10 protein-coding genes and 1 pseudogene are annotated in these 11,198 nt (G+C 66.6%); 6 read left to right on the plus strand and 5 right to left on the minus strand.

Annotated features, from left to right (window positions below; translation table 11 throughout):
- The first annotated feature begins 8 nt into the window (after positions 1–8).
- From J0J01_RS27530 to J0J01_RS27540, 3 genes are read left to right on the plus strand one after another with little or no spacing between them, the layout of a single operon-like run.
- Complete coding sequence (locus tag J0J01_RS27530; protein WP_296386673.1) at positions 9–1,811, plus strand: hydantoinase B/oxoprolinase family protein; 1,803 nt, start codon at positions 9–11, stop codon at positions 1,809–1,811.
- The gene (locus J0J01_RS27535; protein WP_296386675.1) at positions 1,808–3,655 is read left to right on the plus strand and encodes a hydantoinase/oxoprolinase family protein; all 1,848 of its coding nucleotides are present in this window, start codon (positions 1,808–1,810) and stop codon (positions 3,653–3,655) included. The genes J0J01_RS27530 and J0J01_RS27535 overlap by 4 nt, the downstream gene beginning before the upstream one ends.
- Complete coding sequence (locus tag J0J01_RS27540; RefSeq protein ID WP_296386677.1) at positions 3,610–3,867, plus strand: hypothetical protein; 258 nt, start codon at positions 3,610–3,612, stop codon at positions 3,865–3,867. Before J0J01_RS27535 ends, J0J01_RS27540 begins: the two co-directional genes overlap by 46 nt.
- Positions 3,868–3,944: 77 nt before the next feature.
- Here J0J01_RS27540 and J0J01_RS27545 read toward each other — a convergent pair whose 3' ends face one another.
- Both J0J01_RS27545 and J0J01_RS27550 read right to left on the minus strand, forming a co-directional pair.
- Positions 3,945–4,634: a hypothetical protein gene (locus tag J0J01_RS27545; protein ID WP_296386680.1), complete on the minus strand. Its 690-nt coding sequence runs from the start codon at positions 4,632–4,634 to the stop codon at positions 3,945–3,947.
- Positions 4,631–6,274, minus strand: coding sequence for an NAD(P)/FAD-dependent oxidoreductase (locus J0J01_RS27550; RefSeq protein WP_296386682.1), 1,644 nt, complete (start codon positions 6,272–6,274; stop codon positions 4,631–4,633). Before J0J01_RS27550 ends, J0J01_RS27545 begins: the two co-directional genes overlap by 4 nt.
- 141 nt (positions 6,275–6,415) lie before the next feature.
- Between J0J01_RS27550 and J0J01_RS27555 the strand changes: the two genes are divergently transcribed.
- From J0J01_RS27555 to J0J01_RS27565, 3 genes are all read left to right on the plus strand, one after another.
- Positions 6,416–7,567, plus strand: a complete 1,152-nt coding sequence (locus J0J01_RS27555; protein WP_296386684.1) for an HlyD family secretion protein — start codon at positions 6,416–6,418, stop codon at positions 7,565–7,567.
- A gap of 155 nt (positions 7,568–7,722) precedes the next feature.
- On the plus strand, positions 7,723–9,324 hold the full coding sequence (locus tag J0J01_RS27560; protein WP_296386686.1) for a DHA2 family efflux MFS transporter permease subunit: 1,602 nt from the start codon (positions 7,723–7,725) through the stop codon (positions 9,322–9,324).
- Between the two features lie 11 nt (positions 9,325–9,335).
- The gene (locus J0J01_RS27565; protein WP_296386688.1) at positions 9,336–9,827 is read left to right on the plus strand and encodes a lipocalin-like domain-containing protein; all 492 of its coding nucleotides are present in this window, start codon (positions 9,336–9,338) and stop codon (positions 9,825–9,827) included.
- Here J0J01_RS27565 and J0J01_RS32785 read toward each other — a convergent pair.
- The 3 genes and pseudogenes from J0J01_RS32785 to J0J01_RS27575 all read right to left on the minus strand — a co-directional run.
- Positions 9,808–9,954 (minus strand): annotated as a pseudogene (locus tag J0J01_RS32785) (hypothetical protein); the annotation flags it as partial. The gene J0J01_RS27565 and the pseudogene J0J01_RS32785 sit on opposite strands and share 20 nt — an antisense overlap.
- 30 nt (positions 9,955–9,984) lie before the next feature.
- Positions 9,985–10,347, minus strand: a complete 363-nt coding sequence (locus tag J0J01_RS27570) for a hypothetical protein (RefSeq protein ID WP_296386690.1) — start codon at positions 10,345–10,347, stop codon at positions 9,985–9,987.
- On the minus strand, positions 10,344–11,198 hold an 855-nt coding region (locus J0J01_RS27575; protein ID WP_296386693.1), incomplete at its 5' end, for an RHS repeat-associated core domain-containing protein. The genes J0J01_RS27570 and J0J01_RS27575, both read right to left, overlap by 4 nt.

The raw sequence follows: 11,198 nt of genomic DNA on the forward strand, positions 1-11,198 counted from the left end.
ATGCCGGCATGGCCCACGATCCCATCGCCTTCGAGTTGTTCAAGAACGCCATCTTCTCGATCGCCGACGAGATGGCGCTGACCGTCTTCCGAACGACCTATTCGGGCGTGCTCAAGGACAACATGGACTACTCGACCGGCTTCGCCGACGGCGACGGCAAGCTGGTGGCGCAGGGCCTGACCCTGCCCGGCCATCTCGGCTCGGTGCCGACCGCGATGGATTCGATCATGCGCCACTATCGCGACGACATGGTCGAGGGCGATGTCTTCATCATGAACGACCCGTTCGACGGCGGCATGCACCTGCCCGATATCTTCGTGTTCAAGCCGCTCTATCACGACGGCAAGCGGCTCGCCTTCGCCTGCACGGTCTGCCATCACACCGATGTCGGCGGCCGCGTCGCCGGGTCGAATGCGTCCGACTCGACGGAGATCTATGCCGAAGGTCTTCGGATCGCGCCGCTGAAACTCTACGAGGCGGGCAAGGTCAACAAGACCATCATGACCTTCATCGAGAAGAACGTGCGGCTGCCGGTGAAGGTGTTCGGCGACCTGCGCGCCCAGCTCGCCGCCTGCCACATCGCCGAGCAGCAGTTCGCCGAGCTGGTTCGCAAGTACGGCCCCGACGAGACCGTGGCCTTCATGCGCGAGACCGTCGACTACGCCGAGCGCCTGACGCGCGCGGCGCTGTCGAAGCTGCCCGACGGCGAATGGAGCTTCGAGGACTGGATCGACGACGACGGCATCGACTACGGCAAGCCGATCCGTCTGTTCGTCACCCTGCGCAAGACCGGCGATCACATGGTGGTCGACTGGACCGGCACCAACCCGCAGGTCAAAGGCGCGATCAACAACACGCTTTCCTTCACCAAGGCCGCCTCCTACACCGGCATCCGCTCGGTCCTGCCGCCCGGCATCCCCAACAACGAAGGCGTGTTCCGCGCCATCGAGGTGATCTGCCCACCGGGTACGGTCGGCAACGGCGTGCTGCCGGCGGCGTGCGCGGCGCGCGGCCTCACCGGCTTCCGTATGACCGACTGCATGTTCGGCGCGCTGGCGATGATGCTGCCCGACAAGGTCAAGGCGGCGGGCGACGGCGGCAACACCGGCATCTCGATCGGCGGCTACGACGCCAACCGCAAGCCCTTCATCTATGTCGACTTCACCTGTGGCGCCTGGGGCGCGCGGCCGTGGGCCGACGGGCTCGACGGCAACAGCCACATGTTCGCCAACATGGCCTCGCATTCGATCGAGGTCACTGAGGCCGAGGAGCCGATCCAGCTCCTGGCCTACGAGTTCGTTCCCGACAAGGCGGGCGCCGGCAAGTACCGCGGCGGCGTGCCGTTCCGGCGCGATTACAGGTTCCTCGAGGACGAGGGCGTGCTGCAGGTCCGCTCCGACCGCCGCGACCATCGGCCGTTCGGCCTCTATGGCGGCAGCCCCGGCGGCGCCTCGGAGAACTACTTCAATCCGCAGGCCGAGAACCGCGTGCTGCCCGGCAAGTTCACCATGACCATCCGCAAGGGCGACATCTTCCGCCACGTGCTGGCCGGCGCCGGCGGCTGGGGCGATCCGCTCGAACGCGATCCGGCCGCGGTGCTGAAGGACGTACGCAACGAGCTGCTGTCGCCCCGGAGGGCGGCCGACGATTACGGCGTGATCGTCGATGTCGCGCGCTGGGCGGTCGACGAGGCGGCGACCGCCGCTCGGCGAGACGAGCTTCGACGGGCACGCGCCTGGGACGTGGTCCCGAAGGTGCAATGGCACGATCCCAACAAACCGGAAGAGACTGCGGTGCGGGCGGTGGAATGAGCGAGCGTTACCGGGTAGGCGTCGATATCGGCGGCACCTTCACCGACATCGTGCTGCTGGGTTCGGGCGGCACGATCCACACCAAGAAGATCTCCTCCAGCGTCGGCGACTATGCCCGCGCCATCGTCGAGGGCCTCTCCGAGCTGTTCGTCGAGACCGGCCTCGCCGGCGACGCGATCGAGGAGATTCGCCACGGCACGACCGTCGCCTCCAACGCGATCCTCGAGCACAAGGGCGCGCGGGTCGGTCTGATCACCACCAAGGGCTTCCGCGACGTGCTGGAGATCCGGACGCTGCGCATGCCCAAGCTCTACGACCTGGCGTGGGAGAAGCCCATGCCGCTGGTCGAGCGCTATTTGCGCCAGGTGGTCGACGAGCGGGTCGATGCCCGCGGCCGCGTCGAGCGGGTGCTGGACGCGCGCGACGCCGAGCGCGCGGTCGATGCGCTGCTGGCCGAGAAGGTCGAGGCCATCGCCGTCTGCCTGCTCAATTCCTTCGCCAATCCGCGGCACGAGCTGATGCTGAAGGAGATCGTCGAGCGCAAGGCGCCCGGCCTGAAGCTCAGCGTCTCCTACGAGGTGCTGCCCGAGATCAAGGAGTACGAGCGCACCTCGACGACGGTGATCAACGCCTATGTCATGCCGATCGTGGCGAGCTACCTGCGTGCGCTGCGCCAGGGCCTCGACAAGGCCGGCATCCCGGCGCGGCTGTTGCTGATGCAATCCAACGGCGGCCTGACCAGCGACCAGGCGGCGGCCGAGCGGCCGATGAACATCATCGAATCGGGTCCGGCCGGCGGCGTGGTCGGGGCGCAGGCGCTGGCCCGCGCCAAGTCGGTACCCAAGATCATCACCTTCGACATGGGCGGCACCACCGCCAAGGCCTCGATGGTCGAGGACGGCGAGGTGACGCGCGCGGCCGAGTACTCGGTCGGCGCCGGCATCATGATCGGCTCGCGGCTGCTGACCGGCGCCGGCTACACGCTGAAAGTCCCGGCGATCGATCTCGCAGAAGTCGGCGCGGGCGGCGGCTCGCTGGTCTGGATCGATGGCGGCGGCGCGCTGCAGATCGGGCCGGAGAGCGCCGGCGCCCTGCCGGGGCCGGTCTGCTACGACAAGGGCGGCGACACGCCGACCGTCACCGACGCCAACGTCGTGCTGGGCTACATCAACCCGTCCCACCTGGTCGGCGGTGCGCTGGCGCTCAATGCCGACAAGGCGCGGCGGGCGTTCGAGGACAAGGTGGCGAAGCCGCTCGGCCTGGCGCTCGAGAAGGCGGCCTACGGCGCCCATCTCATCGCCGCCTCCAACATGATCCGCGCCATCAAGTCCATCTCGACCGAGCGCGGCCGCGACCCGCGCGAGTTCGCGCTGTTCGCCTTTGGCGGCAACGGCCCGCTGTTCGCCTGCGGCATGGCGAGGTCGCTGGGCATGAGCCGCGTGGTGGTGCCGCCGTCGGCCGGGCTGTTCTCGTCGTTCGGCCTGCTCTATGCCGATGTCGAGCATCACTATTCGCGGACCTTCCGGCGCCTCTTGCGCCAGGCCGATCTCGCCGAGATCGAGCGCGCCTGGAAGACGCTGGCCGACCAGGCCGAGGCGCAGCTCGCGGCCGAGGACTTCGCGGCCGACCGCAGGCGGCTCAGGCGCTCGGCGGCGCTGCACTATCAGGGCCAGAGCTACGAGCTGACCGTGCCGGTGCCCGACGGCGCGATCGACGCGCGCATGGTCGAGCATCTCGAAAGACCTACGGCCATCGCGCCGGCAAGGACGAGCCGGTCGAGCTTGTATCGATCCAGGTCGTGGGGCAGGGGCTGCGCGAGGGCTCGGCGATCCCCGAGCGCCTGAAGCTCAGCCGGGCCGAGCCGCCGCCGCCGCCGCCGCGGCGCGCCTATTTCGGCGATGCCGGATGGCTGGAGACGCCGATCCTGCGGCGCTCCGACCTCAAGGGCGAGCGTCGCGGCCCGTTCATCATCGAGGAGTACGACGCGACCTGCGTCGTGCCGCCCGATGCGACGGCGAGCCTCGATGCGGCAGGCAACGTGGTGATCGCGCTTTAGACATTCTCGTCTTTTCTGAACCGCGCGGGCTCTCGCGCCTCAGAAGGCGCTGCCGCCCGCCAGCGCGTATGAACGCGCTAGGTCCACCTCGCCTTGTCCGGCGTGTCCGTGGCGGTCAGCAGCGTCGCGGTCGAGACCACCGTCCAGTCGCAGAGGTCGTAGCGGCGGCTCAGCACGTCGCGCACCTTGGTTTCGCCCTTGCCTTGCGGGATCTTGGAGCGCTCCCACATCGCCAGATTGGGCCGCCGCGTCAGCAGCAGGCTGCGCACGCCGGCGTGGATGCCGGCGCCGGTGACCTCGTCGGCATCGGTGGCGGTGCGGTCGCCGACCGCCTGCCACAGGCCGATCACCTGCGAATCGTAGGCGCTCTCGAAGCCCGGCCAGCCCTGGGCGCAGAGATCGAGGAACTCCGCCCAATGGTGCTGCGGCGTCGCGAACCAGCGGAAGGCGTAGTTGCCCTGGCGCACCGGCGGCGTCGCGTCCTTGGGCCGCAAGGTCGGATGGAGCAGCTCGCTACGCCGCGTCCAGACGTCGGCCTCATCCTGCAGCAGCAGGCGCTCGGCCTCGGCCGCGCGCGTCGTGCCCGGCCACACGGTGATCGCCTGGATCTCGTCGCGGGGCCGGCCGATCTGGCTGCGCCACAGGCCGAACAAGGCGCCGCCGTTGGCGGAGATGCGCTCGGCGCCCTGCTTCGCCAGTCGCACGGCCACCGCCGGCCACTGGCGCGGCGCGGTATCGATGCGATGGTGAACGTAGAACTCGTTCAAATGGCCACGGTCTCGTGTCGGCTCAGGGTGAATCCTTCATACCCCTTGGCGGCGACCGCATCGCAATGCTTCTTGTAACGGTCGAAGCCCCCAACGTAGGGCATGAACACACGCGGCTTTCCAGGAATGTTTGCCCCCATGTACCAGGAGTTGGCCAGCGGATAGAGCGTGGAATCCGCGACCCGATTGACGTGCTCGACCCACTCGCTCTCGGCCTTGGCCGTGGGCTCGATGCGGTCGAGCTGGTGGCGGTGCAGATGGTCGATCGCGTCGGCGATCCAGTCGACGTGCTGCTCGATCGAGGCGATCATCTGCGTCTTCACGCCCGGGCTGCCCGGGCCGGTGACGACGAACATGTTGGGGAAGCCCGCGATCATCACCCCGAGATAGGTGAGCGGCCCGCCTTCCCAATGCTGGCGCAGCGCCTCGCCGTCGGTCGTGCGGATGTCGATCTCGTTGAGCGCGCCGGTCATGGCGTCGAAGCCGGTGGCGAAGACGATGGCATCCAGATCGAACGCCGCGCCCGACCCGAGCTTCAGGCCGGTCTCGGTGATCGACTCGATCGCATCGGAGCGCACGTCGACCAGGCTCACGTTCGGCCGATTGTAGGTCTCGTAGTAGTCGGTATCGAGGCAGAGCCGCTTGGTGCCGATCGGATGATCCTTGGGCGCCAGCAGCTCGGCGGTCTTCCGGTCCTTCACCGTGGCGCGGATCTTGTTGCGCACGAACTCCGACGCGGTGTCGTTCGACGCCTTGTTCACCAGCAGGTCGGTGTAGGCATAGAGGTAGCTGATCGAGCCGCCCTCCTGCCACTTGGCTTCGTAGGACGCGTCGCGCTCGGCCTTGTCGACATCGAGCGCCGACCGGGTCGGCTTGTCGTGGCCGGCGATCGCGAAGGGCGTCTCCATCGCCGCGGCGCGGCGCTGCGGGTACTCGGCCTTGTGCTTGCGCTCCTTCTCCTCCGGCATCGGTGTGTTGCGCGCCGGCAGGCTGAAGTTGGCGGTGCGCTGGAACACCGTGAGGTGCCTGGCCTGCTGGGCGATGATCGGGATCATCTGCACGCCCGACGAGCCGGTGCCGATGACGCCGACCTTGAGCCCGCTGAAGTCGACGCCCTCGTGCGGCCACAGGCCCGAGTGGTACCACTTGCCCTTGAAGTCCTTGAGGCCCTTGAAGTCGGGCACGCGCGGCGTCGAGAGGTTGCCCGCCGCCATCACGCAATAGCGCGCGCGGATCTCCTCGCCGCCGTCGGTCGTCACCGTCCATTCATTGGCCTTGCCGTCGAACGCCGCCGAGGTGATGCGGGTGTCGAGCTGCACGTCGCGGCGCAGGTCGAAGCGGTCGGCGACGTGGTTGATGTATTTCAGGATCTCGGGCTGTGTGCCGTAGCGCTCCGGCCACTTCCAGTCCTGCTGCAGCTCGGCGTCGAATGAATAGGAATACTCGAGACTCTCGACGTCGCAGCGCGCGCCCGGATAGCGGTTCCAGAACCAGGTGCCGCCGACCCCCGAGCCCGCCTCGTAGGCCCGCACCTTGAGCCCGAGCTTGCGCAGGCGATGGATGGCATAGAGGCCGGCGAGGCCGCCGCCGACGATCAGGACATCGAGCTGGCGCGGTACGGGATGCGACGCATCGGGCATTGCGAATCCTAGGGTTTTGCTGTGCGGGCGGTCTTGCACCGCCTGTGAACGACAATTCACTCCCCACCACGCGATTTGGCAAGGGAGGGCCGCTTTTGCACGCGTGGTCAGGGGTTTGTTTCAGCTTTATGATCTCTCATCTTGGACCAAACGGTTAATCCTCCGGTCATCGCGACCGCCCAGAGTCAGCCCGGCTGGGCCCGCAGCCACCGCCGCCAGTTCTTTCTCCGGCCGCGCGTCATCGCCATCGCCATCGGCCTGCTGCTGGCCGTCGCCTTCGGCGCCTACGAGACCTATCTCCGCTTCACCCACATCTACGAATACGACGCCCGCGCCACCGCCGACATCGTGACCATCTCCAGCCGCGCCGACGGCTGGGTGGTCGAGATGCCGGCGCTCGAAGGCGTGCGCGTGAAGGGCGGCGACACGGTGGTGAGGATCGACGACCGCATCGCCAGGCTGCGCGTCGATTCGCTGAAGGCCCAGATCGAAGGCATCCGCGCCGAGCGCACGCGGCTCAAGGCCGAGCGCACCTTCAGCCGCGAGCAGGTCGAGACTTCGATCAAGACCCGGACCTCCGGCGTCGCGGTGCGCGACAAGGCGCGCGAGGCGCTGCAGTCCGATCTCGATTTCGCCAAGCTGGAGCTCGACCGCGCCCGCAAGCTGTTCGCTACCAAGGTGATCAACGAGCGCCAGTTGCAGAGCGCGCAGAGCGCCGTGACCAAGCTCGAGGTCCAGATCCTGCAGATGGAGGCCGAGCACCAGCAGGCCGAGGGCAGCCTCGACGAGGCCCGCGCCGGCGAGGAGCGGCTGAAGGTGATCGATGCGCAGATCGAGGCGCTGACCCACCAGGTCGCCAACCTCGCGGCGCAGATGCACCAGCAGCAGGTCGACGTCGAGGACCGCACCATCAAGAGTCCCGTCCCGGCGGTGATCGACCGCACCTTCGTGCTGCCCGGCGAGTACGTCGCCGCGGGCCAGCGCATCCTGATGCTGCACAACCCGGACGAGGTCTGGGTCGAGGCCAACATCAAGGAGACGCAGGTCGGCCAGGTGAAGCTCGGCCAGACGGTCCATGTCACCGTCGACGCCTATCCCGGCGTCAAGTTCACCGGCAAGGTGACGCGCATCGGCAGCGCCACCACCGCGCGCTTCGCGCTGCTGCCGACGCCCAACCCGTCCGGCAACTTCACCAAGATCACCCAGCGCGTGCCGGTGAAGATCGACATCGTCGATCCGCCCCGGCCGCTGACGCCGGGCATGATGGTCGAAGTCGAAATTGACGTCCGATAGCGCCGCTTCCGGTTCGAGGATCTCACACTCCTACCTCACCCTGGGGAGCGGACCGCAGGTCCGCGTCTCGAAGGGTGGAAACGGACAAGGTACTCGTTGCCGTCCTTCGAGACGGCGCTTCGCGCCTCCTCAGGATGAGGTGAGACCGTTGAACCGTGCCCACTGACGCCGCCTTCGACAGCCCCCAGGTTCTCGGCGAACGCTACGGCGAGAACTACCGCTGGTACGTGACCGTCACCGGCATGGTCGGCGTGGTCTCGATGGTGCTGGCCATGACCACGGTCAACGTCGCGGTGCCCGACGTGATGGGCGCCTTCGGCATCGGCCAGGACAAGGCGCAATGGATGTCGTCGGCCTACGCCGCGGCGATGACCGCGGGCATGCTGATGAACGCCTGGATCACCGACGTGCTGGGCGAGCGCCGCACCTTCGTCGGCGCGCTGTTCTTCTTCTCGATGGGCGCGCTGATGGGCGGCGCGGCGCCGACCGAGGACGTGCTGATCATCTTCCGCACCGTGCAGGGCTTCAGCGCCGGCGTAGCGCAGCCTCTGGTGATGGCGATCATCTTCTCGGTCTTCCCGCCCGAGCGGCGCGGCATGGCGATGGGCGTGTTCGGTCTCGGCGTGGTGTTCGCGCCGGCGATCGGCCCGACGCTCGGCGGCATGATGATCGAGTACTTCTCCTGGCGGTACGTCTTCTACATCTCGCTGCCGTTCTGCGCCCTGGCCGCGGTGCTCGGGCTGTTCTTCATGCCGAGCCGGCCGATGCCCCGGCAGATCCCGCCGTTCGACTGGCTGGGCTTCTTCCTGCTGTGTGCCGCGCTGCTGGGGCTGATGACCGGGATCGCCGACGGCCAGCGCGAGGGCTGGGCCTCCGACACCATCGTCCTGCGCCTCGCCGTCGGCGGCGTCGCTGCCGTCGGATTCATCCTGTGGGAGCTGCACACGCCCAGGGCGATGATCGATATCCGGATCTTCGCCAATATCGAGTTCGCCGCCGCGGCGACGATCGCCTTCGTGTTCGGCTTCGGCATGAATGGATCGACCTATGTCATCCCGGTGTTCGTGCAGACCATCATCGGCTTCACGCCGTTGCTGGCCGGGCTGATGATGATGCCGGCCGGCATCATGCTCGCCTTCATCTTCCCGCTCGCCGGGCGCATGGCCGACGTCATTCCGGCCTCGACCATGATCATCGCCGGGCTGGTGCTGTTCTCGACCGGCTTCACCTTCATGTGCACCGCCGACGTCGACACGACCTTCTGGACGCTGGTCAGCATGGTGATGGTGTCGCGGCTCGGGCTGGGTTTCATCAATCCCAGCCTCAACGCCTCCTCGCTCAAGGCCCTGCCGGCCGACAAGGTCCGCCAGGGGGCGGGCATCGCCAACTTCATGCGCCAGCTCGGCGGCGCCTTCGGCACCAACCTGCTGGTCGCCTTCTTCGAGGTGCGCACCCACTTCCATGCCGAGGCGCTGACCGCGACCCAGGACTGGGGCAATTTCACCAGCCAGCGCCTGGTCACCCTGGTCGAGCAGCTGATGCAGCGCGCCGGCGGCCTGCCGTTCCAGCAGCAGAAGGCCGGCGCCTACGAATATCTCGGCCAGATGCTGCACGTGAAGGCGGAGATGCTGGCCTTCTCCGACACCTTCATCGTGATCGCCGCGGCCGGGGTGGTGGCGATGATCCCCGCCGCGATGCTGTCGCGCAGCCAGCGCCGCGGCCGCGGCTTCAGCCTGCTCGGCAGGGCGGCTCGATGAGGAGGAAGACCATGACGAGCCAACGCGCTTCGCGGCGGCGCACTCTCAAGATCGCGGCCGGCGCCGCGGCCGCCGTCGCCGTGGCCCGGGCGGCCGAAGCGGCCACCCCCGACGTGGTCGGCGTCTGGAAGCTCGCCGGCGGCAGCACGACCGATCCTTCGGGCAAGCCGCTCGGCGTGCCCTACGGGCCGCGCGGCATGGGCCTGGTCTCGTTGACCGCCGACGGCCGCATGATGGCGGTGCTGGTCGACGGCCGCGCCCGGCTGCCCGACGGCGCCAAGCGCGAATACTCGTCCTACTGCGGCAACTACACGTTCGACGGGAGCACGCTGATCACCACCGTCGACGCCGCCTCCGACCCCGCCCGCATGGGCAGCCGGCAGGTGCGCAAGGTCCGCTTCGAGGGCGAGCGCATGATCCTGGTGCCGCCCGAGCGTGAGGAAGGCGGTGTGAAGCTCCATCGCGAGCTCGCGTGGGAGCGGATCAGCGCGGTGCCGCTGTAGGGCCATGCCGTCGTTCGGCGTAGGTCTTCACCTGCGACAGCGCGTCGGTCACCGACTTCAGCCGGCGGTTGGCGTCGTAGGCGTAGGTACAGGTGCGCCCTTGGCGGTCAGCGTAGGCGACAAGATCGAGCCTGTCGTACGCGTAGCTCTCGAAGGACTATCCGATGAGATCGAGACGAACTCTCATATTCGGTCCTACCATCTCCCGGATTTCTGCCCCCTTCTCTCCTGGCATAGGGACATTCTCAAGAAACGAGGCGGAGATCAGTTCTTGGACATCCTCAGACCCATTTGTAAATCGCTCTTCGAACAGATCCAAAATTGCTCGGAGTTCCCGTTCAGCCGGCTTTGATCCCAATCTCACCGAAGCTGCCAACGCGAGAACGTACAGGGTGACGTCGTAGAAAAAAACATGAGGCAGTATTTCGTCGTTGGCTTCAATATGCTCGTCCAATGGGTGCTTAAGCCCGGGGAAGCGTTCCGCCAAGGTTCGAATTAGTGAAAATGATTCCTCTCTCATGGCGGTAAAATGCTCAACAATTCGTCCAGCAAACTTTGTGCGACAAGGCGATCATAGTACGGGGCATTTGGGTTATTGCGAAGGAACTTGCGAAGCCCGTTGATTGAATCCTGCCCCTTTATGCTGTGGAAGGTGCCCGAAGTTGGCTTGCCCGTCCTTAGCTCATTTCGGATAGCGTCCTGGGTAGTTCCGTTCCCCGTACGATTGGCTTTTCCGACATGTTTGTAGAGATTATTTATAATATTCTGGAGTCTGGTGTTAGATACGATCGGGGTGGCTAGGATGGCTCCTGAATTGCTCGGATTGCCGGCAATGAGTCCGCGAGCTCCTTGTGCCTCCAACCAGGCGAATGCTCTTTTGAAGATCTCGCTGATCATGCCTGCACCCAACTCAGCCCCGCCTCTTATGCCGAGACCAAGGGCAGCGCCCTGGATGCCTGCCTGCAGTGCGTCACTTAGGTCCACACAGCCGCCGCGCAGAATTTGACCCGCGACGTTACCGATAACACCTCCCCCGAAGCCGGCGACGGAGTATGCCCCAACGCCGAATTCGCCTGTGGGATCAACAACGCCGATCGGGTTCCCATCCACGTAGGGATAAAGGTTGCCGGTCGGATTGCCTTGTTCGCCGACCGGATCGCGCGACAACCACCTTCCAGCAAAAGGATCAAACGCACGATAGTTTGTCAGGTAGAGCCCGCTGTCGGCATTGAAGAACATGCCGGCGTAGACGAAGTCGGTGGTCGGCGCTGTGGCCTGTAGCGGCACGCCGTAGGGATCGTAGCCGTAGGCGAGAGCGCTAGCAGTGCTCGCAAACACCCTTCGCACCGAGCCGATCTGGTCGATGCCGTA

Origin of the sequence: Reyranella sp. (assembly GCF_017305915.1) — a bacterium.
Classification (GTDB): Bacteria; Pseudomonadota; Alphaproteobacteria; order Reyranellales; family Reyranellaceae; genus Reyranella.